Origin of the sequence: Bacillus sp. YBsi01 (genome assembly GCF_038406745.1) — a bacterium.
Classification (GTDB): domain Bacteria; phylum Bacillota; class Bacilli; order Bacillales; family Bacillaceae; genus Bacillus; species Bacillus siamensis.
Genome location: NZ_CP151679.1, coordinates 723494 through 748967, shown reverse-complemented (window position 1 = coordinate 748967; position 25474 = coordinate 723494). Strand labels below are relative to the sequence as shown.

The window sequence follows — 25474 nt, the reverse complement described above, 5'->3', positions numbered from 1 at the left end:
GATTCACACCCTCTCTTTTTTCACACATCCGGTGATGGATGCCGCGATTTCTTCCACATGTTTAATTTCATGAATGAGGCCCGCTTTTATCGCTGACTTCGGCATCCCGAACACAACACAGGATTCGTCGGATTCCGCAATCGTTTTAACGCCGCCTGTTCTGAGCATTTCTTTTACGCCTTCGGTTCCGTCGCTGCCCATACCGGTCATAATAACGGCTACCTTTTCATAATCGGACAATCGGCTTGCCGAACGAAACAAATAATCGGCCGACGGTTTATGCCGGCTTTCCGTATCATGAACGTCAAGAATGATGCGGAGCCTTCCGCCTTCCTCGGCAACCGTCATATTTTTTCCGCCGGGCGCGATGTACACCCATCCGTCTTTCGCCTCTTCACCGTTTTCCGCTTCTTTGACCTGAATATCTGACAAATGGTTGAGTCTGTCTGCAAGTGAAGCGGTAAAGCCTTCAGGCATGTGCTGCACGACAAATACAGGCGCCTGTAAATCCTTCGGCAGCTTCGGAATCACCTTTTGCAAAGCCCGCGGTCCGCCTGTAGAGGTCGCAATGAACACGGCCTGCTTAGCAGATTTTGCTTTCGGCCTCTCAAATCCCACAGCAGCCGGACGTTCCGGGGTGAGGGGCTCTTTCACCGTCGGCTCAGTTTCTTTTGCGAGGGACAGTCCCGCGGCAATCACCCTTTCAATCAGCTGTTCTTTAATTTTATAAAGATCAAGTGAAATCGCCCCGGAAGGCTTGGTGATAAAATCAAAGGCACCCATTTCCAGGCAGTTGATCGTTCGGTCTTTTCCTTGCTGCGTCTGACTTGATACCATGATTACGGGAAGTTTATATATGCTGATGATTTTCCGCAATGTATCCGTTCCGTTCATGACCGGCATTTCAATATCAAGCGTGACAACATCCGGCTTGAGAAGCTCTATTTTTTTCAGCGCCTCTTCTCCGTTTCTGGCTGTCCCGATGACTTCTATCTGCACTTCCGCAGCCAGAAAATCGGTAATCATTTTTCTCATAAAAGCTGAGTCATCAACGACAAGCACACGAATCACTGTAAAGTCCTCCTCATTAAAAAAGAAGATAATCTCTCAATAAATGCCGGTTTCTCTTCTCTTGGTTTGTTTTCTTCCGTTTGAAACAAGACATCCGTCAAAAGACGGACGGACCTGCTGGCTTTTGCTTGAGGACTTTTTATTAAAAAAGGCACCTGGTCAATGACAGCTTGACTTACCAGCGGATCATCCGGGATGGAGCCGGCGAAACGCACCTCCGCGCCTAAAAACGTGTGAATCGCGTAAGAAAGGCGGCTGTATGTGTCCAGCGCCTGTTTTTGGGCCCGGGCGCGATTGACGGCAATGTTTATGGTCAGCCGCTCATCCGCGAGGGTGAGATGTTTGATCGCGCTGTAGGCATCCATAATTGCCGTCGGCTCAGGCGTTGTCACGGCGAGAATGTCTTCAGCCGATAAAATAAACGGCAGCTGTTCTTTTGAAAGTCCCGCTCCCATATCAAACAGAACGTAATCAAAATCGCTTAATACAGCGGAAAGACCATTCATAAAAGCCGACCACTTCTCTCTGTCAGCTTGATAGATCGCCTCAAGCCCCGTTCCTCCGGATATGTACCGAAGGCCTTTCGGACCAGAGGACAGTGATTGAGCCAACGCGTACCGATTCTCCATCACATCAATAATAGTGCGGGGAGATGACGCACCGATCAGCACATCAATGTTGCCCATCCCGATGTCAAGATCAATGATGAGTGCTTTTTTTCCTTTTTCCTGCAGGGCAACAGCCATGTTTAATGTTAAATTAGATTTTCCGACGCCGCCTTTACCGCTGATGACGGCTAATGTCTTCGCTTTTTTCTCATAAAGCTCCGGCTTGATCATTTGCCGCTGTCTCATTTTCCTTCTTAATGACTCTGCCTGATCGGGTTTCATGCCAAAAGCATCCTTACAAACTCTTTTGGTGAAGCCGATAGGATGTCTTCAGGCACATCCTGTCCATTTGTCAAATAGGCGGCGCCGATTCTTGATTCCGACAGCACTTGAAACACGGAGCCAAGTGAGGCGGTTTCATCCGTTTTCGTAAAAATGAATTGATTGACCGGCACACCGGAAAATTGTTTCAGCACCTGTTTCATATCTTCATATTTTGCAGATGAAGATAATACGAGAAAGGATTGTAAGCCTGCTTCAAACGGAATCATCTCTTGCAATTCCGTAATATACTGCTCTTCTTTAAAGTTTCTTCCGGCTGTATCAATGAAAACATGGTCATATTCAGCGAATTTTTCCTGCGCTTTCAGACAGTCTTCCTTTGAATAACATACTTCAAGAGGAGCCTGAAGCAGTTCCGCATATGTCTTCAGCTGTTCGACTGCGGCAATCCGGTAAGTATCCGTCGTCATAAATGCAATTTTTTTGTGCTCTGTCAGCGTTGATGCGGCTGCAAGTTTTGCAAGTGTGGTCGTTTTGCCGGCCCCGGTTGAACCGAAAAGCACGACGTATTTTGATTGAATCCCTTCCTGCCACCTGTCTGCTGAGGGGAGTTTTTTCACTAACAAATCCTGCAGTTTCAGGCTGACATTGTCTTCAGTTAAATCACCGGCGGCAATCGAAGAACGTAGCAATTCACTCAAAACGGCGTTTTGCGTATGATCCGGAAGACCTGCTTGCTTCAATAGTCTCTCGGCTTTTTTTATTGGTTCGGGGAGCACTTCTTTATAACGTGCCAGATCACCAGATGTAGCATGATCCGGAAGACGCGGCGGCTGAACAGGCTCGGCTTTTTTCACCGTTTCCGTCTTTTTCATGTCTTCACCGGGAGCCGGCGGCGTTTTTCTCGTTTCCCTGACGTCACGATCTAAAACGGCGACTACTTCAACAGCCGGCTGCGACCGCAGCCCCAGCCATTTTCGCTTCTTTACTTGTTTGGAATGTAAAATGACGGCATCGTTGCCGAGTTCCTTTTTAATTTGCTTCGCGGCATCCTGCATTGAAGCGGCTGTAAATTTTTTTATTTTCATTAAATATCCACCACTCCAATGCTCTGTACTTCAACGTTTGCTTCCAGCTCATTATAAGAAAGAACCGGAAGATCAGGGAAATAGCGTTCTAACAGCTGTTTTACATACATTCTGACAGCAGGCGAACAGAGAAGAATCGCCGTCTCCTGCCGGATGGAAAGCTGCTCGGCCTCTTTAGCGACAGAACGGATGATACTGTCTGAAACCTCAGGATCAAGCGACAGGTAATTGCCCTGTTCAGTCTGCTGCACGCCGTCTGCAATTGCTTTTTCGACCCGGCCTGAGCATGTGATGACTTTCAGCGTTTCATGCTCTCTCGCATATTGGGCCGTGATTTGTTTGGCAAGCGACTGTCTCGCGTATTCCGTCAAAAGATCTGAATCGGTCGTTAATCTTCCGTAATCGGCAAGTGTTTCAAAAATGGTCACCAAGTTTCTGATTGAAACTTTTTCTCTCAGCAATTTAGCAAGCACCTTTTGAATATCGCCGACAGAAAGAGGATTTGGCGTGACTTCCTCAACAAGCACGGGATAATTTTCCTTCAGATGATCGATCAGCTGCTTTGTTTCCTGTCTGCCGACCAGTTCATGGGCATACTGCTTAATTTTTTCCGTAATATGCGTAGATACGACTGACGCCGGATCAACAACTGTATACCCCAGCATGTCCGCTTCATCTTTCGCAGCTTCGCTGATCCATTTTGCGGGAAGCCCGAATGACGGTTCAATCGTTTCAATTCCTTCAATCACGTCATCTTCAGGCGTCGGTGACATCGCTAAGTAATGATCAAGCAGGAGCTCTCCTTTAGCGACTTCATTGCCTTTAATTTTCAATCTGTATTCATTCGGCTGAAGCGCGATATTATCCCTGATGCGCACAACCGGAATGACAAGCCCTAATTCAAGCGCCAGCTGTCGTCTGATCATGACGATGCGGTCAAGAAGATCACCGCCCTGCCCCGCGTCTGCGAGCGGCACCAATCCGTATCCGAACTCAAATTCAATCGGATCAATATGTAAAAGCTGCACAACGCTTTCCGGGCTTTTCAGTTCATCCGCCTGAGCCTCTTCTTCAAGAATTTCTTCCTCTTCTTCGCTCGGCTTATCCGTTTTGGACAGCTTATAAGCGCCGAATGCAAGCAGACCGGCAATCGGCCCCGTCAGCAGAATGCCGATCGGCGTGAGAAGACCAAGCAAAAGAACAGTTCCCGCGGCTACATATAAGAGCTTCGGATAAGCGAACAGCTGGCCTGTAATATCATGACCGAGGTTCCCTTCAGATGCCGCTCTCGTCACGACAATCCCCGTAGCCGTTGAAATAAGCAAGGCCGGCATTTGAGAAACGATACCGTCACCGACCGTCAGCATTGTAAAGTGAGAAGCAGCTTCTTGTATGCTCATCCCCTGCTGCAGCATGCCGATTACGATCCCGAAAATAATATTGATCATCACGATGATGATACCCGCGATCGCATCCCCTTTGACAAATTTGCTCGCACCATCCATCGCGCCGTAAAAATCCGCTTCCCGCGCGACTTTTTCACGTCTGTGTTTCGCGTCCTGCTCCGTAATCATGCCGGCGTTTAAATCCGCGTCAATACTCATTTGTTTTCCGGGCATCGCATCGAGCGTAAATCTCGCCGCCACTTCCGATACCCGCTCGGCGCCTTTTGTAATGACGATAAACTGAATAATAATCAAGATAATGAAGACAACAAGCCCTACCAGCACATTTCCGCCGACAACGAAATTCCCGAATGTCTCAACAACCTTTCCCCCTTCTCCATGAGAAAGAATCGAACGAGTCGTCGACACATTGAGCGCAAGCCGAAACAGCGTCAATAACAGCAGCAATGACGGGAATATCGAAAATTGCAGCGGTTCTTGCATATTCATTGTGGTGAGAAGCACGATCAACGCAAGAGAGATATTAATGATGATCAATATACTTAACAACCATGGAGGGAATGGAATCACCAGCATTGCCACAATGAGGACAACACTTATTAAAACCGATAAATCTCTTGTTGACATGCTGTTTTTCTCTCCTTTTGAATCTGAAATTCACTATACTTTTTGTTTTGTTTTATAGACATAAGCCAAAATTTCCGCAATGACTTTGAAAAACTCTTCCGGCACGGCCTGGTCGATGTCAACCTGATCATATAACGCACGCGCGAGCGGCCTGTTTTCAATCGTCATGACATCATGTTCTTTGGCAATCTGCCTGATTTTTAATGCGAGATGATCGACCCCTTTGGCAACAATATAAGGGGCATCCATTTTCTTTTCATCATATTTTAGAGCGATCGCATAGTGGGTCGGGTTGGTAATGATGACGTCAGCTTTCGGCACTTCCTGCATCATTCGCCTCATCGCCATTTCCCGCTGCTTCTGCTTAATTTTGGACTTGATAATCGGGTCGCCCTCCGATTTTTTGTATTCATCTTTTATATCCTGCTTTGACATTCTGATGTTTTTCTCATAGTCAAAACGCTGATATAAGTAATCGAGCCCGGCCAGCAGCATTAAAGCCCCTGAGCCCGCAAGCCCCATCCAAAGAGTGAGCTTAGATACAAATGTGAGCACTTCCGCAGGCGTTAAAAGCGGAAGGCGGAGAATATCGCCATAATGCAGCCAGAGCACCATAAAGGCGGCAAAACCGACTACGGCAATCTTCAAAATCGATTTAACCAGTTCAACAATCGCCCTCATGCTGTATATCCGCTTAAATCCTTTCAGCGGGCTGAGCTTGTTCAGGTCAGGTTTGAGAACTTCTGCAGAAAACAGAAAACCCACCTGCATGTAGTTGCTCACGACACCTGCCAAAAGCGCGACCAGCATAATCGGCGCAAGGATGAGGCTGATATCTTTCACTGTATCCACAAAAAGCTCATGCACGTTAGACGCTGACAGATCTAATGCTATCGATTTCGTATAAAACGTTTTAATAAAGGACAGCAGCCTGTCCCGCATGTAAGGGCCGAGCGCGATCAACGAAAGAAAGATAATCAGTAAAGAAACGGCTGTATTCACATCCGTACTTTTCGGGACCTGACCTTTCTTTCTTGTATCTTTTCGTTTTTTCGGGGTGGCTTTCTCCGTTTTTTCACCGGCAAAGAATTGCAGATTCAGTCTGAGTCTCATCACGTCACACCGACCAATGCCAATAAATTTCGCATTGTTTCAACGGTAAGGCTGAAGATATTGCGGACGAGGACAAACATCACCGCCATACAAACGATCAGCATAATAAAACTCACGGCTATTTTCAGAGGAAGCCCGACAACGAAAACGTTCAGCTGCGGCACCGTTCTCGCCACAATGCCAAGCGCCAAATCAACTAAAAACAGACTGGCCACAACCGGCGCAGACATTTGAAAAGCGATAATAAACATGGCATTGAAGCTTTTTGCGATAAAAAGTCCAAAGTGCTCATTTCCAAACGACGGAAATGCCTGATCAAGCGGAATATACTGAAAGCTGTAATAAATCCCGTCCAATAATAGATAATGGGCGTTTACGCTGAGCATAAATAACAGCGCCAGCGTATAAACGAATTGGCCGATCAGCGGGCTTTGCGTTCCTGATTGCGGATCAATGACATTCGCGATAGAAAAACCCATCTGAAAATCAATAAAGGAACCCGCGATCTGAATGGCTGCCAGCATCATGAAAGCAATCAGCCCGAGGCTCAAGCCTACAACGGCCTCTTTTATGACAAGCAGCATATACTGTTCCCCTATGTCAACTGACGGCGCATGTTTCAGCGTACTGAAGCAGATCACCGAAAGAAAGAAAGCAAACCCGATTCGGTGAACCGCCGGCAGGTTCCGGTGCCCGAATATCGGCACCGTTACAAAAAAAGCAGAAATTCTAATAAAAACCAATAAAAAAGCGGGAAATAAATCAATGATGGAATTCATTTGATTCTACCCTGCAAATCGGTTCAGATGAGAGAACAGATCAGTTGTAAACGAAAGAATCGTCGACAGCATCCAAGGACCGAAAAAGATCAGTCCGAGCATTACCGCCACGATTTTCGGAATGAACGCAAGCGTCTGTTCCTGGATTTGAGTTGTCGCTTGAAAGATACTGACGAGCAAACCGACGATCAGCGCGATCGCCAGCAGCGGCCCGCAGATCATCAGTGTTACGTATACGGCTTTTTCCGCCATGGAAATTACAAATTCTGAACTCACAATTAGCACCTACCCTAAAAGCTGTCAAGCAAAGATTTCACGATTAAATACCATCCATCAACCAAAACGAAAAGCAATATTTTAAAGGGCAGAGAGATCATGACCGGCGGAAGCATCATCATTCCCATTGACATCAAGACGCTCGCCACGACCATATCGATAATTAAAAACGGAATAAAAATCATAAAGCCCATTTGAAAAGCGGTCTTGAGTTCCGAGATCGCATAAGCGGGCACCATCGTCGTCAAAGGAATATCCTGAATCGATTCGGGCTTTTTCATTTTGGCGTAGTTCATAAACAGCGCCAGATCCTTTTGCCTTGTATGCTTGCTCATGTATTCTTTAATCGGCTTCTCGGCTTTTGTATATGCTTCATCGAGACTGATTTTGTTGTTCATCAGCGGCGTTAAGGCATCCTTATTAATCTCTGAAAAAGTCGGAGCCATAATAAAAAACGTCAAGAACAGCGCAAGACCGATTAATACCTGATTCGGAGGCATGTTCTGCGTCGCCAGTGAGGTTCTCACAAAAGACAGGACGATGACGATTCTCGTAAAGCAGGTCATTAAAATCAAAATACCCGGCGCCACTGAAAAGACGGTCAAAAGCAGCAGTAACTTAACAGTAGAGCTGACTTCGGTCGGACTGCTTGAATTAAAAAGATTAATAAATTCATTCATGATGATACGGGCCTTTCTTTTTTCCTTCAGAACGGCTTTGTTTCAGCTCGCTCAGCTGTTCTTTCAGCGCTTTTGAAAACGACGGAAGTATCGTTTGCGGCTTTTTTTCTCCATCCTTACGCGGATTTACGAGTTTGGTCCATTCCACTTTTGAGGACATCGCCTCTTCGTATTGGCTCAGAATCGCCTCTCGCTCTTTTTCATCTTCAATTTCTTTTAAAAGCTGTATCGTCTCGCCGACACCGACTACAAGTACGCTGTTTCCCACTTTTATCAGCTGCACGGAACGGTTTTGGCCGACTGACGTTCCGCCGATATTTTCTACATATTGAAACGGCTTCAGCAGACGGTTTCTTTTATTCATCAGTTTGACAAATCCATAGATCAGCAGAATGACAAATAATAACGCCCCAATCATCTTTACAAAATCAAAAGCGGAGACAGAAGATGCAGAAGCATCCCCTATCTCTTGATCAGCCGTTTGTTTCGATGTATCGTTTTTTTTCTCTGTTTTGTTTGTTGATTGTTTGTCAAACCATTCGTTGACGGTGGAATTATCAGACTCCGCCGCAAATGCAGGAAACGGATGTACATTGAGTAAAACGAAACAACAAATCAAAGCTAGTAAACCATGACTCTTTTTCAACAGTCGTACACCCTTTAGCTTAATGTTTTATTAATGGCTTCAAGCACGCGGTCCGCTTGGAACGGCTTCACGATAAAGTCTTTTGCGCCGGCTTGAATCGCGTCAATGACCATTGACTGCTGGCCCATTGCCGAACACATGATGATTTTCGCCTGCGGATCGATTTGTTTAATTTCCTTTAGTGCGGTAATTCCGTCCATTTCAGGCATTGTAATATCCATTGTCACAAGGTCGGGTGAATGCTCTTTGAATTTTTCGACCGCCTGTGCTCCGTCTGAAGCTTCAGCTACAACGTCAAAACCGTTCTTCACCAAAATATCCTTGATCATCATTCTCATAAATGCTGCATCGTCTACAATTAAAATTCTGTGTGCCATAATCTGTTTCTCTCCTCTATGTTCGCTTATTTTAAATTGTTAAGGCGGTCTGCCTGACTTAAAATGTCAGTAACTCTCACGCCGAAGTTTTCTTCTATGACAACGACCTCGCCCTTTGCTACGATCCGCTGATTGACCAGGATGTCAACGGGTTCACCCGCCAGCTTGTCAAGCTCAATAATGCTTCCCGCAGAAAGTTCAAGGATTTCTTTGACGCTTCTCTTCGTTCTGCCGAGCTCGACCGTAACGGAAAGCGGGATATCCATCAGCATATCAAGGTTGTTTCTTGAACCGTGCGCCGCCGATGCATTTTGGTCAAACGCCTGGAATTCCACCGGAGCGACTTGAACGGGAGCAGCTTTTTTAGCGGTTCCCTGTCTCTTCGGAAGCTCGGGTTTTGCCTGAGGTTCCTGCTGAACGGCCGGTTCCGGCTGCGGCGTTTCGTATGTTTCCTGCGGCTGGGATACGGCTTCTGCGGCTTCTGCCACAGGCTGATCTGTATTCATCAGCTCCGCGATCAGATCTTTCGCAAATGTAAGCGGATAAAGCTGCATAATGCTCGAATCGATTAATTCACCGACTTTCAGGCGGAATGAAACTTTTACGAGCAGGTCATCCTCCGGTATTCTGTCCGTCCCTTTTTCTTCCGTCACATCCAGAAGTTCAACCCGCGGCGGAGAAATGTCGATCTTTTTACTGAATACGGTCGACATTGATGTAGCAGCTGAGCCCATCATTTGATTCATTGCTTCCTGCACGGCGCTCAGGTGGATTTCTCCGAGGGACGGATCGGCGCCTTGGCCGTCTCCGCCGATCATCAAATCCGCGATGATGGCTGCGTCGCTTTGTTCTACGACGAGCAAGTTGCTGCCGTCAAATCCTTCTGTGTAGTTCACTTCAATGGCAACATACGGATGAGGAAATTCATCACTGATTTTGCTTTTTGAAATGACGGTCACACTCGGTGTCGTGATGTCCACTTTTTGATTTAAAAGAGTGGACAGCGCCGTAGCCGAGCTGCCGAATGAAATATTCCCGATTTCTCCGATCGTATCGCGCTCAAGTTCAGACAAGGTCGCCTTTTGAGGCTGTTCTGTATCCTCTTGACTTCCTGTGCCATTAAGAAGAGCATCGATTTCATCTTGAGATAATCTATTGTTCATCTTGTTCACCTCTTATGTCGTGATCTAAAATTTGCACTGCCTGTCTTCGATTCACCCGGCCGGCCTGCCCTAAAAACTTCGGTTTGTTTCCGACCAATACAGTAAGAGGATCAGTCACTGATTTGTCCAGAGTTATACAGTCCCCGGCTTCCAAACTTAAAAATTCTTCTATTGTCAGTTCAGAAGCTCCCAAGAGAGCTACTACGGGAATTTGTGCCGTCATGATGCGCTTTTCAAGCGACTTCGTTTCTTCGGGCTTCGCTTCATTCCGATCTGATTGCATCCAATAATGTACGGAAAGCTTAGGGATTATCGGCTCAAGTACGACATGGGGAATACAAAGATTAATGACACCGCTGATTTCACCGATCTGCGTATTGAGAGAAATGACCACGACGGTTTCATTTGGCGAAACCATCTGTACAAACTGAGGATTCACTTCAAATTCAGTCATTTCAGGATCAATATCAGCAATGGATTGCCAAGCTTCTTTGTAATTGCCCAGTGCATTTTCAAATAAGTTAGAAATAATGTTCGTTTCTATTTCCGTAAGATTGTCAGCTTTGTTATGGGTGATGCCGATGCCTCCCATGACGCGGTCGAGCATGGCGTATGCGATGGTGGGATTAACCTCCATCATGATCCTGCCTTCCATCGGATGAACATCGAACAAATTCAGGATCGTCATGTTCGGTATGGAACGGATAAATTCTTCATACGGCACCTGGTCAACTGAGCTGACAGATATATGGATATATGTTCTGAGCTTGGCGGAAAAGTGTGTTGTGAGAAGCCTCGCAAAGTTATCATGTATCCGGGTTAAACTCCGTATCTGATCTTTCGAAAACCTGAGCGCCCGTTTAAAATCATATACCTTTACTTTTTTCTCTTTAACTTCCTTTTTCAGCTCTTCCGCATCCGCCTCACCCGTCGAAATGGCTGAAAGCAGTGCGTCTATTTCATTTTGAGAGAGAACTTCTCCAGACATTTTCTTCACCTCCGTATTCTGTCAAATTTGTTTTTATTGCAGATTAAAGGAGGTAATGTACACTTTCTGAACTTTTCCTTCTTGGAGATAGCTGTTTACTTTTTCTTTTAAGGATTGTTTAAACGCTTCTCTTCCTTTATCTCCCTCAATCTCTCCGGCGCTTGTATCGGCTAAAATGGAAATGATGTTGTCTTTCACCTGAAAATCGCGTTTTTCAAGTTCTTCCTTCGCTTTTTCCGAGTCGGTTTCAAGCTTGATGCCGATGCGGATGATGCTGTCGGACTTTAAGTTCGTCGTGATATCGTCGACAGACACAGTGGCTGCAACGACTTCATCGATTGTAGGCTTTTTGTCTTTGTCTGAATGTCCGCTGACGACAAAATATGCTGCCGTTCCGAGGCCGGCAACGACAATTAAAATAATCAGCATAATAATGACTAATTTTTTTTTCATTCTTCTTCCTCTATTCCCTGATCCAGTGAAAATATTTGTATGCTATGGTAAAACGAAATGACTTTTTTAAGAACTGCTTCTTCCGGTTCTTTCACTACGAACTTTTTGCCGTTGGACAGCGTAATCGTCGTGTCGGGGAAGCACTCAATCTGTTCGATAAACAGCGCGTTCAGCGTAAAAGGCTGGCCGTTTAAACGGGTGACTTGAATCATTCAATCCGGAGAAGCGGCCTTACCGCCTCCCCTCCCTCCTTACCGTTTCAGATTAACCAGCTCCTGAAGGATTTCATCTGAAGTCGTAATGATTTTTGAGTTTGATTGGAAACCTCGCTGAGCAACGATCATTTCGGTAAATTCATCTGTCAGATCAACGTTTGACATTTCAAGATAGCCTGCCAAAAGCTTACCTGAGCCGTTTTCGCCCGGAGCGGTGACAGCACTCGCAGCTCCTGAACTTAATGATTGTCTGTAAAGGTTTCCTCCGATTTTTTCCAGACCGGCGCTGTTAGGGAACGTGACCAGACCGATTTGTCCGGCATCATGAACCGCATCCCCTGCATCAGTGTATGTAACGGTTCCGTCTGCACCGATACTGTAATCTTTCGCGTCAGTCGGAATATTGATTTTGCCCCCGCCGATTTTTTCAAGGTAGTAGCCGTCAGTCGTAACAAGGTTGCCTTTATTGTCCTTCCCGAAATTCCCTGCACGTGTGTAAACGATTCCCGCACCTGTATTAATCTGAAAGTAGCCGTCTCCGTCAATGGCTAGGTCGGTTTTATTCTGTGTAGCCTGCGGGGCGCCGGTTGAATGAACGACATCAATGGAAGAAGTCGCAGCACCCAAGCCGATTTGTTTTGAATTGGTCACGTTTGAACCGCCGGAGACTGTCTGGCTGATCAAATCTTTAAATGTAACGCGGCTTTTCTTAAATCCCACTGTGTTGACGTTGGCGATGTTATTGCCGATTACGTCTAGTTTTGTCTGAAAGTTTTTCATGCCGCTGATACCGGAATATAATGAACGTAACATGTTAAATTCCCCCTGGGTTTCTTTTTATTTAGATGTATCGCTGACTGCCGTGACATCCCACGGGCTGACCTCTTTGCCATTTTCAAGCACGAGCACGTAATTGCCGTTTGAGTGTTTGACTGAATTGACAGGGCTTGTCTGGTCCTTCCCGTCGCTGTCGCTGAATGTGACATTTTTGCCGATCCAGTTCACATACATCGTAAACGGATCTTGATTTTCTACAAATTTAGTCATCGTCGTATTCATATTCATCATTTGCTCCAATGAAGAAAATGTCGCCATCTGACTGATGAATTCTTTGTCATCAACCGGATTGAGCGGGTCCTGGTTTTGAACCTGTGTCATTAAGATCTTCAGAAATTCGTCTTTCCCTAAATTCGTGCTGCTGTTTACGGCGGCGGTGCTCTTCGTATTAGAAGCGCCCGCTGCAACATAATCCGAGTTTACAGATGTCAACTATTCTTCCTCCATTTCATTGAGAGAAAGCTCCTCCAGCATATCTCCGAAATCGCCTGACTGCTGCTGGTTTTTCTGCTCTCTCTGTCCCTGCTGCTGTTTATTGTGATCGGCTGTCTGACCGTAAACCGGCTGCTGATCCCCGCTTTGAAGCGGGACGGTAAAACGGTCGATTTGGACCGACATATTCGGAAGCGACTGTTTCAGCTGAGGAAGATGCTGTTCCAGCAGCTCTTTCGCAGACTGGCTTGATGCGATTATTTTGCTTTGAAACATCCCGTTTTCGTTTGTCACCTTAATCGTGACAAAGCCGAGGTTCTCAGGATTAAGACGAATCGTAAAGCTTCCGGTCGTTTTCCCGAAAGGCGTGTATTTCATCTGTTTCCAGCCGCTGATGACCTGGTCCGTTAACGGTTTATTTTCTGCCGGCGGCTGTTCGGCTCCTGCGGACGCTTGCTGAATGCCGGCAAGACTTCTCGTTCCCGAAAACAGTATATGCGCAGACAATTTGCTGTCAAATGCTTTCACGTGAGAAATCGTGCCGCCGTTTTGCTGTTCCGTTTTCCCGGCAGACTCTTGAGATGATTCAGATGATTGAGATAACACAAAAGCTTTCAGCTCAGTTTCAGCCATATTCCATTCCTTTGTTCCTTTCTGAGAAAGGCCCGCAAGCTGCTCAGCGACGCTTTGAAAGCTCTTCAGCTCAGCGGCCGACATAGAATAAAGCTTAGATGCAGATTCATTTTTCGGAAACAGCGTCTGCCGCAGGTCTTGAATTACGCGGTCCGGTACGCCTTGTTTTTTCAACGCTGCTAATAAACGGTCGCCTTCCTGATAAACCGCCTTTGCCTGTGCGCTGTCCGGCTGATTCTCTTGATGCGCAAATAGCTGGGCTGCGGCTTCTTGAATGAAAAGGAGGCCTGTTTCAAGCGCGTCCCGCCCGGAATCCCCGTCATTAGCGGGCGAACCCGGCTCAATCTTTTCAGGCTTCACCCCATGCCGTTTGCCGGCTAACATGTCTTCAACAGATTCAGCAAGCTGCTTCAATAAAGGAAGAGACGTTTCATCCGTTTGCTTTCCTTCAAGGGCTTTGACCGCCTCAAGCAGCTGTTTCAGCTGAAGTTCTTTATCTTCCGGGCCGGCTTTCAGCCAATCACCGATTTTCGAGAGAGCATCATTCAGCTCTGCATCACTTGTTTTCGCCTCATCTCCGGGCTTCTGTTGAGAAGTGATTTCCGACAGAAGCCGGTTCTGAAATAGGCCTAAGCTGTTTACATTCATCTTCACATTGCTGTTTTGCGCAGTCTGCGTGCGATTCCCCGTTATTTCAAGCAGCTTCAACTTACATCACTCCTTATTTCCGTCAGCGGATAGTTTTTCTGTATATTTAGCCGCTTGTTCAGGAGTCATTTTCGTCAAGATTTCAGCAAGCTGCTTTTTACTTAGTCCGTTTAAAATATCGAGGGCTTCTTTTTCTTTCAGCTTTACGATAATGCTTGCCGCTTTACCGCTGTCCATACTTTTATAGATGTTGATCATTTTATCTTTTCCCGCTGAACCCGCAGCGTCTTTTTTCGTTTCATCCGTTTTCTGCTGCTGTTCCGTTTTCTGCTGCTGTTCAGCTTCCTGTTTCAATGAACGGATTTTCTGGTTCAGATTGTCGATTTCGGATTTGCTTGTGTCCAAATCTTTATTTAAAATGTTGATTTCACTTTTTTGTTCCTTTATGGTCTTTTCAAGAGAAGCCGTTCGGTCTTCCTTCTGCTTTTCCGCTGCGCTTTTCGTTTCTTTCGTTTCGGGAACCAATTCTTTTAAAACAGGCGTTTTTGCGGCTGTTTCCTGAATCGGCTTCATCACATCTACGCCGGCAGCCCAAAGGACGATGCTTGCAACGATGATCAGAAAAATCAGCGGGATAATGATAAAAAGCAGGATTGAACCGAACTTTCCAGATCCCTTTTCTTTATCGGCCATTTTATTCGCTCCTAATGCCCCTGAATCATAAACTGCTTGATTGAAATATCGTCCATTTCCCTCATTTCTGCAGCTTTGTCTTCAAGAGCAAACATATTAAATTGTTTTTCCCGCATTTTTTCAAATTTCTTTACTTCAATGTTTTTTTCGGTGAGCTGTTCCTGCTTCTCATTCATTTCATTTCGTTTCATAATGACAAGTTTTTGATAATGATAGATGGTGTTCTCAAGATTGGAGACAAATTGCTGATAATGTCTCATTTCCTGAACGCTCATCCCGCATTTCAGCTTTGATTCTTTGTCTTTTTCGAGCGATTCTTTTTTGCTCATATTTTCATATAGTTTTTCAGCCACTGTTTCAAATTCAGAAACCGATTGTCTGTATTCAGACAATGTTTGGTCTTTTTCATTCTCTTTTAATTCCAGCAGCTTTTGAAATCTGAATTGGTACGCCACGATGTTTATTCCTCTTTTCCTGTCATACTCGTCAATACCGCAATACTGTCTTCCAATTGAGCAGGTTCTTCAGTTCCTTGTTTTAAAAATTGAATGAGCTGCGGATAAAACTGAATCGCTTCATCAATTTCTCTCGATGACCCTCTTTTGTAAGCTCCGATATTAATGAGGTCTTCAGAGTTTTGATAAGTTGACAGAAGATCGCGGAATTTGTTGGCCGCCTCTATATGCGCAGCGTCTGAAATATTAGACATAACCCTGCTGATGCTCTTCAGGATATTCACGGCCGGGAACTGCCCTTTGTTGGCAAGCGCCCGATCGAGAACGATATGCCCGTCTAATATACCGCGCACTGTATCGGCAATCGGTTCATTCATGTCGTCTCCGTCAACGAGAACCGTATAAAAAGCGGTTATCGTCCCTTGTTCATTCGCACCCGTTCTTTCCAGTAAACGGGGCAGAATAGCGAACACGGAAGGTGTATATCCTTTTGTTGTCGGCGGTTCCCCCGCTGCCAGCCCGATTTCACGCTGAGCCATGGCAACCCTCGTGACGGAGTCCATCATGAACATGACATTCCGGCCTTTATCACGGAAATATTCCGCAATGGCGGTCGCTGTATATGCCGCTTTCAAACGCATTAATGCAGGCTGATCAGAAGTCGCGACTACGACAATCGAGCGTTTCAAGCCTTCTTCGCCTAAATCCTTCTCAATGAATTCCCGCACCTCGCGCCCCCGTTCACCGACGAGTGCGATGATGTTTAGATCGGCTTCGGTCTGCTTTGCGATCATTCCCATCAAAGTGCTTTTTCCGACTCCGCTTCCGGCAAAAATTCCGATTCTCTGCCCTTTTCCTACTGTCAGCAGACTGTCAATCGACCTGACACCGACACCCATCTTTTCCCGTATCGGCGGCCGTTTCATCGGGTTTGGCGGCGGCTGTTCCGTCGAAACGGGAGACAATCCTTTCGGAAGCGCCCTGCCGTCAAGAGGCTCACCGAACGCATCAACAACCTGTCCGATTAAACCTGCGCCTACTTTGATACGGAGAGACTCGCCGGTAGCCTCCACAATGCTGCCCGGCGCAATGCTTGCCGCTTCCAGATAAGGCATTAACAGTATGTTTTCATCCTGGAAGCCTACAACCTCAGCTTTAATCGCTTTTTTTGAATGACCTTTCGGATAAATGAGACAAACATCTCCGATCGAGCTTTCGGGCCCTTTTGATTCAATCATCAGCCCGATGACACGTTTAACCTTACCGTAGCGTTTGTACGGATCCGCTGTTTCAATCGAGTCTATTAAATACTGTGTCTTCATTGCTCCACTCCCGCCTCAAGCGCCGTTAAAAGCTTTTGCTTTAATTGCATCAGCTGGGTGTCTATTCCTGCATCAACCCGTCCGAACGGTGTTTCTATGGAGCACGTTCCCTTTGCAGCTTTTTCATCGGCATACAAGCTTAACCTGCATTCTTTGTATAACAGCTGCTGAATTTCATCCATATGCTGATGAACCGTCTCATAATATTCCGGGTCCACATAAATGGAAATGTCATCATAATCTTTCACTTCGGCTATTACCTGTTTGACTAACAGAAGAAAAGCTTCTTTATCATCACTTTTTTGCCGCCAAACTTTTTTAGCGAGCGCAACGGAAAGCTCAATGATTTCTTCCTCAGCGCTTTCCAGCTTTTCCTCGACTGACTGTCTGGCCATTTCCATAACGGCATTGGCCCGGCTGATGAGGTCTGCGTATTCGGCCTGAGCCTCGGCTTTTCCCAATGCCATGCCTTCGTTATATCCTTCTGCCTTTGCCTCTTCTATCAGTCTTTGTTTTTCATCCGCCCAGCGGCTTTTCTCTTCCTCAATCTGCCGGAGGGTGTAATCCAGCTGATTTTTCGCTTCTTCAGATACCCTGTCGGCTTCTGCTTTGGCAAAAGCCATGAGAGCTTCAGGATTTTCTTCCTCCAGGTCGAGCTGGGGATGCGTTTTCCTGACTTCCTGCAAGGAAAGCTTGCGCCGTTTTTGTTCAGGAGAAAATGATGATTGCTGTTTAATGATATTAGACAATAATATCGTCTCCTCCGCCTCGCGCGATTACAATTTCACCGGCTTCTTCAAGCTTGCGGACGACGCCCACGATTCTTGATTGCGCCTCTTCCACATCACGCAAACGCACAGGCCCCATAATTTCCATTTCTTCTTTAAACGTTTCAACCATACGCTGTGACATATTGCTGAAGACGATCTCTTTGACTTCCTCGCTCGCAACCTTCAATGACAGCAGGAGGTCGTCATTTTCAACATCCCTGATCACGCGCTGAATCGCACGGTTATCAAGGGTGACAATATCTTCAAAGACAAACATCCGTTTTTTGATTTCATCCGCCAATTCAGGATCTTGTATTTCTAATGAATCAAGGATCGTTTTTTCCGTTCCTCTGTCTACGCCGTTCAACACTTCAACAACGGCTTCTATGCCGCCTGTCTGCGTATAATCCTGCGTAAAGGAGGAGGACAGCTTTTGTTCAAGAACCCGCTCCACTTCATTTATGATTTCAGGAGACGTCCTGTCCATAACCGCAATCCTTCTCGCCACCTCAGCCTGAACGTCCGGGTTCAGCTCAGACAAAATCTGTCCGGCCTGCACCGGGTCAAGGTAGGATAAAATCAGCGCCATCGTTTGCGGATGTTCCTGCTGAATGAAATTCAAAATCTGTTCGGGCTCCGCTTTTCTTGCGAAGTCAAACGGCTTTACCTGCAATGAAGAGGTCAGCCTGTTTAAAATGCTTACCGCTTTGTCTTCTCCGAGCGCTTTTTCAAGCACTTGGCGGGCGTAATTTAAACCGCCTTGAGAAATATAATCCTGAGCGATTGCGATATTATGAAATTCTTCAATGATTTCATCTTTTCTCTGATGATCGACGCTTCTGACTCCCGAAATCTCGAGAGTCAATCTTTCAATTTCTTCTTCAGACAAATGCTTGTACACAGAGGCTGATACATCAAGACCTAAGGAAATCATGAGGATGGCTGCTTTTTGTTTTCCTGTAAGCTTGTTCTGATCACGTTTCGCCATTTTCCATTCCCCCTAATCCTCGTCCAGCCAGCTTCGAAGCAATTTTGCAAAGTCTTCCGGTTTTTCTTTAGCCATTTTTTCAAGCTGTTTTCGTCTGACTGTTTCTTCCGTTTCATTTTTCTCTTCGTTGATATCAGGCAATCGAACCGGCTCCGGCGCCGTTTCATATTCATATTCTTCATACTCATCCTCTTGAGAGCGTTTCTTTCTGATGAGGAGAATAATAAGCAGAATAATGGCTGCAAGCAGCACCCCGCCTGTAATGTATACCCAGATCGGGAGACCCGAAGATTGTGCCGAATTTGTGTTCAGGCTTGTTTTCCCGTCAAACGGCTGTACGGAGACAACGATTTTATTGTTAATATCATTGGCCGTCAGGTTTTGATTTTGCGTTTCATTTTTATCAAGGGACGTTCTGACAACCGTTCCTAAAATCTTCTGTATATCAGCCTGTCTCTGCGCTGATAATGAGGCGGCATTTTTCGGATTCGGCGGTTCCACCATGACCTGAATGCCTAAATCACGCACTTTATACGGGCTTTCTGCGATTTCTTTATGAATGCGGTTGACTTCATAGTTGATTTTATTGCTGCTTTTTTCGTAGTCTCCGCTGTTTGAACCGTCATTTGCTCCTGCATATTTAGTGTTCGCGGTGTCATTGCTGCCCGTTCCGGCTGTTCCGCCGTTGGCCGCGCCGTCGCCTTTATACGTTTCCGCAACTTTTTCGGCGCTTACCGCTATGCCTTCCATGTTATCTTTATCGACAGGCTCGACAATGTCTTCAGTGCGTTTTTCTTTCGTGAAGTCAATATCTGCCGTAACCGAAACCACAACTTTATCCTGCCCCATCATTGTGCCGAGCAGTGATTGGACATGTTTTTGAATATCCTTTTCGACCTGCGACTTAATCCCTTGCTGAGAAGCATAACTGTCAGAAACGGACCCTGCGCCGCTGTCACTTTTGTCATAATATGTAGAATTTTGATCCATTATGACGATATTATCTTCTTTTAAGTTCGGGACGCTTTTAGAAACGAGATGGTACAGCCCGTTGATCTGGCTTTGATCAAGCGAGTAGCCCGGTTTAATCTGCAAAACGATCGATGCGGATGCTTCCGGCTGATCTTCACCGACAAACACGGCTTCTTTCGGCATATTGATCATGACCTTCGAGCTTTTAATACCGTCCATTTCATTTATCAGGTTTGACAATTCAGTCTGAGTCGCCTCAACTTTTAAAACGTCAAACTCATTATCTGTCAGGCCGAAGCCCGCATTCTGTCCGAAAAACGAATAATCAATTGAACCCGTTTTCGGCAGGCCTTCCGCGGCAAGCTGGACTTTAAGCGAATCCACTTGGCTCTCAGGAACCTTAATGACCGTGCCGCCGTCAGCAAGTTCAGAAGACACCTTTTTCGTATCGAGCTCTTCTTTAATCTTCCCCGCTTCTTCCGCGGACAAGTCTTTATAAAGAGGCACCATCTTTTCAGACGAAGTAAAAATAATAACGACGATGAGTAAAATAATGAATGCGGCCAAGCCGCTTACCATGAGTATCTTCTGTGTTTTTGATCTGTTATTCCAAAACGCTGCCGTTTTGGTTTTCATTTGCGTTAGAGTACGATTCATGTTAACCCCCGGTCATTCCAGTCATTCTCTTTCATCTGACCACTACATCTGCATTCTCATGATTTCCTGATAGGCTTCCACGGCTTTATTGCGGAATTCGGTAGCGGCCGTCAGAGAAATATTTGCTTTTTGGGCAGCGATCATGACCTCGTCAAGGTTTACATCCTTTCCTGCAGCCAGTTCGTTCGTTATTTGGTCAGATTGCACTTGCGACTCATTTAACGAATCAATTGAGTTTTTTAAAAGCTCCGAAAAGCTTGTTTGATTTGAAGAATCAGTTTTTTGAGCTTGATTTAATTGATTCGTTACGTTTTGAGTGTTTTGGGTTTGTTGAAGCTGAAAAGGAGTAATAGCGTTAACCACTTACATCACCTTACTTTCCGATTTCTAAAGCCTTTAAAAGCATGCCTTTGGAGGCGTTCAATGCCGTCACGTTTGCTTCATATGATCTCGTGCTGCTGACAAGATCCACCATTTCCTTTAATGGGTCTACATTAGGTTTTTGTACATATCCGTCTTTATTCGCATCGGGATTTTCCGGATCGTAAACGAGATTAAAAGCGGATGGGTCTTCCGTAATCGAAGATACCTTTACGCCATTTCCGGCGTTTCCGATTCCGTTCATCTTGGAATTTAAAAGGGACGAAAATGATTCGCCTCCGGATTGGAGAGAAACCAGCTTTCTTCTGTAAGGCACCCACTCGCCATTGACCTGCTTCGCTCTCGTTGTGTCCATATTGGCCAGGTTGGACGATACGACGTCCATCCGGACACGCTGTGCAGTTAAAGCAGACCCAGAAATGTTTAAGCTTTGAAAGCCACTCATTATTTTCCTCCTGTCAAGACTGTTTTCAGGGAATTGAATTTGCCGCTCATTCTTTCAACCAAAGCCTGATAATTAATTTGGTTTTCGGCTAAATCTGTCATTTCTTTGTCGATATCGACATTGTTTCCGTTTTGCTGGTACGATGTGTCACCGCTGGACACGATGGAATAATCGTCCCCCGAATCCGTAAAGTCAACGTGTCGATAGTCGGTTTTTACAGCCTCAAGATTGGATGTTTCCTGATCTAACAAATTTCGGAAAGAGACTTTTTTTGCCTTATAGTTCGGTGTATCTATATTGGCGATATTATTAGTTAAGACTTTTTGCTTAATGTCCGCTCTCCCCAAGGCATTCTCAAGATTTTGTATAGTTCCAGAAAATAAGTCCAAATCCACTTACCTCCATTTCAGATATTTTTCTCCTAAAAATCCTTGTCGAGAATTGTAAAACCATATGCTTATTGTAAGAAATAACAGGCTTAAAGTCTATGAAGTTAGGCTAAAAAAAAGTGCTCATTTGTATCTATTTTACGCATAGGTATTAAGTCCTAGAGTATTTGGACTACAAGCATTTGGTTAATATAAGACTGAAAATAGCTGAATTTCTGTATCTTCCCCTTTTTCTCACACAGCAAGATGGATTATCTCAGATCAGATTCCAATAATCAACTTTAAACTCCAACTTTTCACCTATTGTCCATAAAAAAAGCAGGATCCCCGCTTTTAGGGATCCTGCTTTTGGATTAATGAGATTTTAGGTTTTCCAATTCAATAAGGAATTTATTGTTCAGAACTTTAATGTAAGTCCCCTTCATTCCCAGTGATCTGGATTCAATAACGCCGGCGCTTTCGAGCTTTCTCAGCGCGTTAACGATGACTGAACGGGTAATGCCTACACGGTCGGCAATCTTACTTGCCACAAGCAAGCCTTCGTTTCCGTCAAGCTCTTCAAAGATATGCTCAATCGCTTCAAGTTCACTGTAAGACAAAGAACTGATCGCCATTTGAACAACTGCTTTGCTTCGCGCTTCTTCTTCGATTTCTTCTGCTTTTTCTCTTAAAATCTCCATTCCTACAACGGTTGCTCCGTATTCAGCAAGAATGAGATCATCATCTTCAAATTGGTCCTGCAGACGGGACAGAATCAATGTGCCCAGACGCTCTCCTCCGCCGATAATCGGCACAATCGTCGTTAAGCCCGCTTGGAACAGGTCTCTGTTTTCAACAGGAAAAGCCGTATATTCGCTGTTGATATCAAGGTTTGAAGATGTCTCCGGAACGTTGAAAAGGTTTTTCGTGTACTCTTCCGGGAACTGGCGGTCTTCAAGCATTTTTTTCATGCGGTCATTTTCGATCTGCTGATTAATAGAGTAGCCCAAAAGCTTTCCTCTGCGGCTGACGACGAAAATATTAGAATCAATGACGTCGCGAAGCGTTTCTGCCATTTCTTTAAAGTTTACGGGTTTGCCTGCCGCAGCCTGCAGCATGCTGTTAATAATTCGTGTTTTTTGTAGTAAAGCCATGTTAAATAATCCTCCTAGAATTCCTGTTATTAAATTTTCACAATATAAATTGACTTAGATCTTTGTTGTTTGCAATCGATCCGAGCTTTTCTTCAACGTATTGCGGCGTGATGGCGACTTTTTCCATCGTCACGTCCGGCGCTTCAAACGACAGGTCCTCCAAGAGACGTTCCAATATCGTGTGAAGCCTTCTTGCTCCGATGTTGTCCGTATCCTGATTCACATGATAAGCCACTTCGGCGATCTTACGAATAGCTTCGTCAGAAAATTCAAGAGATATACCTTCTGTCTGCAATAAAGCCTGATATTGTTTTAACAGCGCATTATCAGGTTCGACGAGAATTTTCACAAAATCATCCACCGTCAGCTTGCTCAGTTCTACACGAATCGGAAAGCGCCCCTGCAGCTCCGGAATCAGATCAGACGGTTTGGCCATATGGAATGCCCCGGCGGCTATAAACAGCACGTGGTCGGTTTTGACGGAGCCATATTTCGTGACGACGGTCGAGCCTTCGACAATCGGAAGGATATCCCTTTGGACGCCCTCTCTCGAGACATCGGCCGAGGAAGAAGCTCCTCCGTTTTTTGCGATTTTATCTATTTCGTCAATAAAGATGATGCCGCCCTCTTCAGCTCTTAACACGGCCTCTTGGCTGACTTCATCCATATCGATTAATTTGCTTGCCTCTTCATTGGTCAGAACCTTTCTTGCCTCTCTGACCGTCATTTTGCGGCGTTTCTTCTTTTTAGGCATCAGATTGCTCAGCGCATCCTGCATATTCATGCCCATCTGCTCCATGCCGGAGCCTTGCAGCATGTCAAACATCGACGGCTGCTGCTCTTCCACCTCTACGGAGACGTAATGGTCTTCGAGCTCTCCCAATGTGAGCTGATGCGCCATGCGCTTTCTTTTCTCTTCTAGGCTCGCTTCTTCCTGCTGATCGCTTTCATCATCGCTTGACGGCTGGCTTCCTCCGAAAAGCATTTCAAACGGATTTTTCACACCCGCTTGTTTTTTCTTTCCCGGAACGAGAAGCCGCACAATGCGTTTGTTTGCATTTTCTTCAGCCTGTTCTTTCACTTCGCTGATTTTTTCTTCTTTAATGAGCCGCACGGATGTCTCAACAAGGTCTCTGACCATTGATTCGACATCTCTGCCTACATAGCCGACTTCTGTAAATTTTGTCGCTTCAATTTTTATAAATGGCGCACCGGTAAGCTTGGCGATCCGTCTGGCGATTTCTGTTTTCCCCACCCCTGTCGGACCCATCATCAGGATGTTTTTGGGAACGATCTCATCTCTCAGTTTTTCATCAAGAAGACTTCTGCGATAGCGGTTTCTTAATGCCACGGCGACAGCTTTTTTTGCATCCTGCTGTCCTACAATGTATTGATCCAACCGATCTACGATTTGTCTCGGTGTTAACGGTTTGTTTTCCATGCGCCTCAAGTCCTTTCTATTCAAGTTCTTCCAAAATGATCTGATCGTTTGTGTACACACAAATCTCGCCTGCGATTTTCAAAGCGGCTTTTGCAATTTCTTTGGCGGACAGGTTTTCTCCGGCATAAGTTTTCAGCGCTCTTCCTGCTGACAGGGCGTAGTTTCCGCCGGAGCCGATTGCCAAAACGCCGTCATCCGGCTCAATCACTTCACCTGTTCCCGATACGAGAAGCAAGGTATCCTGGTTCATGACAATCAGCATCGCTTCCAGCTTGCGCAGCACTTTATCGCTGCGCCATTCTTTCGCAAGCTCAACCGACGCACGTTTTAAATTGCCGTTGTATTCTTCAAGCTTCGCCTCAAACATTTCAAAAAGTGTGAAAGCGTCTGCAACAGATCCCGCGAAGCCGGCCAGAACCTTTCCGTTAAACAGCTTTCTCACTTTTCTCGCAGTATGTTTCATGACTACAGCCTGACCGAATGTGACCTGGCCGTCTCCTGACATAGCGCTTTTTCCTTTATGCTGGACGGCAAAAATCGTTGTCGCATGAAAAGATGACATGAGAAGGGCCTCCTTTTAATTTTCTTTAAAAGCTCTCGGATGGTGGGACATATATGTGTTTCTCAGCATTTCCTTCGATACATGCGTGTATATCTGCGTGGAAGACAGATTAGAATGGCCCAAAAGCTCCTGGACGCTTCTTAAGTCAGCCCCTTCATTCAGCAGATGAGTCGCAAACGTATGCCGAAGCATATGCGGGTGTATATGTAAAGTGCCGGATGCCTTTTTTACAAGCCCGCTTAAAATATACCGGATGCCTCTGGCGGTAAGCGGACCGCCTCTTTGATTGACAAACAGCAAATCATGAGGCTCTTTTGCTTTTTCAAGCAGGCACTGCCTTCCGCTATTGATATACAGCTCCAGCGCATCACGGGCATATGAGCCGAACGGGATGTAGCGCTGCTTCCTGCCTTTCCCGTGAACGAGCACCGTATCCATAGATAAGTCAAGATCGCCGACAGTGAGCGTACAGCACTCACTGACCCTCATTCCGGTCGCATATAGAAGCTCAAGCAAGGCCTGATCGCGCATCCCTGACGGCTTGCTTCTGTCTGAAACAGCGAATAGTTCCTCAAGTTCTTTTTCATAAAGAAACTTCGGAATCCGTTTTTCTTGTTTCGGCAGATGAACAAGCTGAAACGGATTCTCTTCAACAAGCTTTTCCCTCATCAAAAATTTATAGAAGCTTCTCAAAGCTGAAATCTTCTTGCTGATTGTTTTTCTTGACAGGCCTTTTTCATAAGCTTCTGTCAAAAATATTCTCACATCATGATATGCAGCTTCTTTCAATCCATTTATATTTTGAGCATGCAGAAACATCCCAAATTCTTCAATCGAATTAACATAATTCACAATAGTATATTGTGAATAATTTTTTTCAATTTGTAAATATTCAACGAATAACTTTAAAAAAAAGTTAACATTCTCCGCCATTATTATGACCT

30 protein-coding genes are annotated in these 25474 nt (G+C 45.5%); all 30 read right to left on the bottom strand.

Annotated features, from left to right (window positions below; translation table 11 throughout):
• Positions 1-3: 3 nt before the first annotated feature.
• Positions 4-1071: a chemotaxis response regulator protein-glutamate methylesterase gene (locus AADZ70_RS04165; RefSeq protein WP_342007763.1), complete on the bottom strand. Its 1068-nt coding sequence runs from the start codon at positions 1069-1071 to the stop codon at positions 4-6.
• Positions 1068-1961, bottom strand: coding sequence for a MinD/ParA family protein (locus AADZ70_RS04160; RefSeq protein ID WP_342007762.1), 894 nt, complete (start codon positions 1959-1961; stop codon positions 1068-1070). Before AADZ70_RS04160 ends, AADZ70_RS04165 begins: the two co-directional genes overlap by 4 nt.
• Positions 1958-3049: a flagellar biosynthesis protein FlhF gene (locus AADZ70_RS04155; RefSeq protein ID WP_342007761.1), complete on the bottom strand. Its 1092-nt coding sequence runs from the start codon at positions 3047-3049 to the stop codon at positions 1958-1960. Before AADZ70_RS04155 ends, AADZ70_RS04160 begins: the two co-directional genes overlap by 4 nt.
• A complete protein-coding gene (gene flhA / locus AADZ70_RS04150; protein ID WP_016936108.1) occupies positions 3049-5082 on the bottom strand; it encodes a flagellar biosynthesis protein FlhA in 2034 nt (677 codons plus the stop codon). Before flhA ends, AADZ70_RS04155 begins: the two co-directional genes overlap by 1 nt.
• A gap of 33 nt (positions 5083-5115) precedes the next feature.
• Positions 5116-6195: a flagellar biosynthesis protein FlhB gene (flhB, locus tag AADZ70_RS04145; RefSeq protein WP_047474991.1), complete on the bottom strand. Its 1080-nt coding sequence runs from the start codon at positions 6193-6195 to the stop codon at positions 5116-5118.
• A complete protein-coding gene (gene fliR / locus AADZ70_RS04140) occupies positions 6195-6974 on the bottom strand; it encodes a flagellar biosynthetic protein FliR (RefSeq protein WP_016936110.1) in 780 nt (259 codons plus the stop codon). Before fliR ends, flhB begins: the two co-directional genes overlap by 1 nt.
• A gap of 6 nt (positions 6975-6980) precedes the next feature.
• Complete coding sequence (gene fliQ, locus AADZ70_RS04135; protein WP_013352270.1) at positions 6981-7250, bottom strand: flagellar biosynthesis protein FliQ; 270 nt, start codon at positions 7248-7250, stop codon at positions 6981-6983.
• 14 nt (positions 7251-7264) lie between these two features.
• Entirely contained in the window at positions 7265-7930 is a 666-nt protein-coding gene (fliP, locus tag AADZ70_RS04130) for a flagellar type III secretion system pore protein FliP (RefSeq protein ID WP_016936111.1), read from the bottom strand.
• A complete protein-coding gene (gene fliZ, locus AADZ70_RS04125) occupies positions 7923-8576 on the bottom strand; it encodes a flagella biosynthesis regulatory protein FliZ (RefSeq protein ID WP_099744940.1) in 654 nt (217 codons plus the stop codon). The genes fliP and fliZ overlap by 8 nt, the downstream gene beginning before the upstream one ends.
• Positions 8577-8590: 14 nt before the next feature.
• A complete protein-coding gene (gene cheY, locus AADZ70_RS04120; RefSeq protein WP_003154238.1) occupies positions 8591-8953 on the bottom strand; it encodes a chemotaxis protein CheY in 363 nt (120 codons plus the stop codon).
• Positions 8954-8979: 26 nt separating this feature from the next.
• Positions 8980-10116, bottom strand: coding sequence for a flagellar motor switch phosphatase FliY (fliY, locus tag AADZ70_RS04115; protein WP_049628472.1), 1137 nt, complete (start codon positions 10114-10116; stop codon positions 8980-8982).
• Positions 10106-11104 carry a flagellar motor switch protein FliM gene (gene fliM / locus AADZ70_RS04110; protein ID WP_016936114.1) on the bottom strand — a complete coding sequence of 333 codons (999 nt, stop codon included), beginning with the start codon at positions 11102-11104 and terminating at the stop codon, positions 10106-10108. The genes fliY and fliM overlap by 11 nt, the downstream gene beginning before the upstream one ends.
• 33 nt (positions 11105-11137) lie before the next feature.
• Positions 11138-11557, bottom strand: coding sequence for a flagellar basal body-associated protein FliL (gene fliL, locus AADZ70_RS04105; RefSeq protein WP_016936115.1), 420 nt, complete (start codon positions 11555-11557; stop codon positions 11138-11140).
• Positions 11554-11769 carry a flagellar FlbD family protein gene (locus tag AADZ70_RS04100; RefSeq protein WP_003154243.1) on the bottom strand — a complete coding sequence of 72 codons (216 nt, stop codon included), beginning with the start codon at positions 11767-11769 and terminating at the stop codon, positions 11554-11556. Before AADZ70_RS04100 ends, fliL begins: the two co-directional genes overlap by 4 nt.
• 39 nt (positions 11770-11808) lie before the next feature.
• Positions 11809-12585, bottom strand: a complete 777-nt coding sequence (flgG, locus tag AADZ70_RS04095; RefSeq protein ID WP_049628471.1) for a flagellar basal body rod protein FlgG — start codon at positions 12583-12585, stop codon at positions 11809-11811.
• 24 nt (positions 12586-12609) lie between these two features.
• Complete coding sequence (gene flgD / locus AADZ70_RS04090; protein WP_342007760.1) at positions 12610-13041, bottom strand: flagellar hook assembly protein FlgD; 432 nt, start codon at positions 13039-13041, stop codon at positions 12610-12612.
• On the bottom strand, positions 13042-14382 hold the full coding sequence (locus AADZ70_RS04085) for a flagellar hook-length control protein FliK (RefSeq protein ID WP_342007759.1): 1341 nt from the start codon (positions 14380-14382) through the stop codon (positions 13042-13044).
• Between the two features lie 6 nt (positions 14383-14388).
• Positions 14389-15015, bottom strand: a complete 627-nt coding sequence (locus AADZ70_RS04080) for a MotE family protein (RefSeq protein ID WP_342007758.1) — start codon at positions 15013-15015, stop codon at positions 14389-14391.
• Between the two features lie 11 nt (positions 15016-15026).
• The gene (gene fliJ, locus AADZ70_RS04075) at positions 15027-15470 is read right to left on the bottom strand and encodes a flagellar export protein FliJ (RefSeq protein ID WP_016936120.1); all 444 of its coding nucleotides are present in this window, start codon (positions 15468-15470) and stop codon (positions 15027-15029) included.
• Positions 15471-15475: 5 nt separating this feature from the next.
• On the bottom strand, positions 15476-16792 hold the full coding sequence (gene fliI / locus AADZ70_RS04070; protein ID WP_016936121.1) for a flagellar protein export ATPase FliI: 1317 nt from the start codon (positions 16790-16792) through the stop codon (positions 15476-15478).
• The gene (gene fliH, locus AADZ70_RS04065) at positions 16789-17541 is read right to left on the bottom strand and encodes a flagellar assembly protein FliH (protein WP_342007757.1); all 753 of its coding nucleotides are present in this window, start codon (positions 17539-17541) and stop codon (positions 16789-16791) included. The genes fliI and fliH overlap by 4 nt, the downstream gene beginning before the upstream one ends.
• Positions 17534-18550, bottom strand: coding sequence for a flagellar motor switch protein FliG (gene fliG, locus AADZ70_RS04060; RefSeq protein WP_003154256.1), 1017 nt, complete (start codon positions 18548-18550; stop codon positions 17534-17536). Before fliG ends, fliH begins: the two co-directional genes overlap by 8 nt.
• Before the next feature lie 12 nt (positions 18551-18562).
• Entirely contained in the window at positions 18563-20179 is a 1617-nt protein-coding gene (gene fliF / locus AADZ70_RS04055; RefSeq protein ID WP_342007756.1) for a flagellar basal-body MS-ring/collar protein FliF, read from the bottom strand.
• A gap of 42 nt (positions 20180-20221) precedes the next feature.
• A complete protein-coding gene (gene fliE / locus AADZ70_RS04050) occupies positions 20222-20542 on the bottom strand; it encodes a flagellar hook-basal body complex protein FliE (protein WP_060962795.1) in 321 nt (106 codons plus the stop codon).
• 10 nt (positions 20543-20552) lie between these two features.
• Positions 20553-21005: a flagellar basal body rod protein FlgC gene (gene flgC / locus AADZ70_RS04045; RefSeq protein WP_016936125.1), complete on the bottom strand. Its 453-nt coding sequence runs from the start codon at positions 21003-21005 to the stop codon at positions 20553-20555.
• The gene (flgB, locus tag AADZ70_RS04040) at positions 21005-21394 is read right to left on the bottom strand and encodes a flagellar basal body rod protein FlgB (RefSeq protein WP_016936126.1); all 390 of its coding nucleotides are present in this window, start codon (positions 21392-21394) and stop codon (positions 21005-21007) included. The genes flgC and flgB overlap by 1 nt, the downstream gene beginning before the upstream one ends.
• A gap of 353 nt (positions 21395-21747) precedes the next feature.
• Complete coding sequence (gene codY / locus AADZ70_RS04035) at positions 21748-22527, bottom strand: GTP-sensing pleiotropic transcriptional regulator CodY (RefSeq protein WP_013352252.1); 780 nt, start codon at positions 22525-22527, stop codon at positions 21748-21750.
• Positions 22528-22564: 37 nt separating this feature from the next.
• Positions 22565-23968: an HslU--HslV peptidase ATPase subunit gene (gene hslU / locus AADZ70_RS04030; protein ID WP_342007755.1), complete on the bottom strand. Its 1404-nt coding sequence runs from the start codon at positions 23966-23968 to the stop codon at positions 22565-22567.
• A gap of 16 nt (positions 23969-23984) precedes the next feature.
• On the bottom strand, positions 23985-24530 hold the full coding sequence (gene hslV / locus AADZ70_RS04025; protein WP_016936128.1) for an ATP-dependent protease subunit HslV: 546 nt from the start codon (positions 24528-24530) through the stop codon (positions 23985-23987).
• 15 nt (positions 24531-24545) lie between these two features.
• Positions 24546-25463 (bottom strand): tyrosine recombinase XerC, encoded by a 918-nt coding sequence (xerC, locus tag AADZ70_RS04020; protein WP_016936129.1) that lies wholly within the window; start codon positions 25461-25463, stop codon positions 24546-24548.
• Positions 25464-25474: the final 11 nt, after the last annotated feature.

Bases quoted from the DNA above. Each gene is read 5' to 3' on its own strand.
- AADZ70_RS04160 (WP_342007762.1), bottom strand. From the start codon at position 1,961: ATGAAACCCGATCAGGCAGAGTCATTAAGAAGGAAAATGAGACAGCGG.
- AADZ70_RS04155 (WP_342007761.1), bottom strand. From the start codon at position 3,049: ATGAAAATAAAAAAATTTACAGCCGCTTCAATGCAGGATGCCGCGAAG.
- flhA (WP_016936108.1), bottom strand. From the start codon at position 5,082: ATGTCAACAAGAGATTTATCGGTTTTAATAAGTGTTGTCCTCATTGTG.
- flhB (WP_047474991.1), bottom strand. From the start codon at position 6,195: ATGAGACTCAGACTGAATCTGCAATTCTTTGCCGGTGAAAAAACGGAG.
- fliR (WP_016936110.1), bottom strand. From the start codon at position 6,974: ATGAATTCCATCATTGATTTATTTCCCGCTTTTTTATTGGTTTTTATT.
- fliP (WP_016936111.1), bottom strand. From the start codon at position 7,930: ATGAATGAATTTATTAATCTTTTTAATTCAAGCAGTCCGACCGAAGTC.
- cheY (WP_003154238.1), bottom strand. From the start codon at position 8,953: ATGGCACACAGAATTTTAATTGTAGACGATGCAGCATTTATGAGAATG.
- fliY (WP_049628472.1), bottom strand. From the start codon at position 10,116: ATGAACAATAGATTATCTCAAGATGAAATCGATGCTCTTCTTAATGGC.
- fliM (WP_016936114.1), bottom strand. From the start codon at position 11,104: ATGTCTGGAGAAGTTCTCTCTCAAAATGAAATAGACGCACTGCTTTCA.
- fliL (WP_016936115.1), bottom strand. From the start codon at position 11,557: ATGAAAAAAAAATTAGTCATTATTATGCTGATTATTTTAATTGTCGTT.
- AADZ70_RS04100 (WP_003154243.1), bottom strand. From the start codon at position 11,769: ATGATTCAAGTCACCCGTTTAAACGGCCAGCCTTTTACGCTGAACGCG.
- flgG (WP_049628471.1), bottom strand. From the start codon at position 12,585: ATGTTACGTTCATTATATTCCGGTATCAGCGGCATGAAAAACTTTCAG.
- AADZ70_RS04080 (WP_342007758.1), bottom strand. From the start codon at position 15,015: ATGGCCGATAAAGAAAAGGGATCTGGAAAGTTCGGTTCAATCCTGCTT.
- fliI (WP_016936121.1), bottom strand. From the start codon at position 16,792: ATGAAGACACAGTATTTAATAGACTCGATTGAAACAGCGGATCCGTAC.
- fliG (WP_003154256.1), bottom strand. From the start codon at position 18,550: ATGGCGAAACGTGATCAGAACAAGCTTACAGGAAAACAAAAAGCAGCC.
- fliF (WP_342007756.1), bottom strand. From the start codon at position 20,179: ATGAATCGTACTCTAACGCAAATGAAAACCAAAACGGCAGCGTTTTGG.
- flgC (WP_016936125.1), bottom strand. From the start codon at position 21,005: ATGAGTGGCTTTCAAAGCTTAAACATTTCTGGGTCTGCTTTAACTGCA.
- codY (WP_013352252.1), bottom strand. From the start codon at position 22,527: ATGGCTTTACTACAAAAAACACGAATTATTAACAGCATGCTGCAGGCT.
- hslU (WP_342007755.1), bottom strand. From the start codon at position 23,968: ATGGAAAACAAACCGTTAACACCGAGACAAATCGTAGATCGGTTGGAT.
- hslV (WP_016936128.1), bottom strand. From the start codon at position 24,530: ATGTCATCTTTTCATGCGACAACGATTTTTGCCGTCCAGCATAAAGGA.
- xerC (WP_016936129.1), bottom strand. From the start codon at position 25,463: ATGGCGGAGAATGTTAACTTTTTTTTAAAGTTATTCGTTGAATATTTA.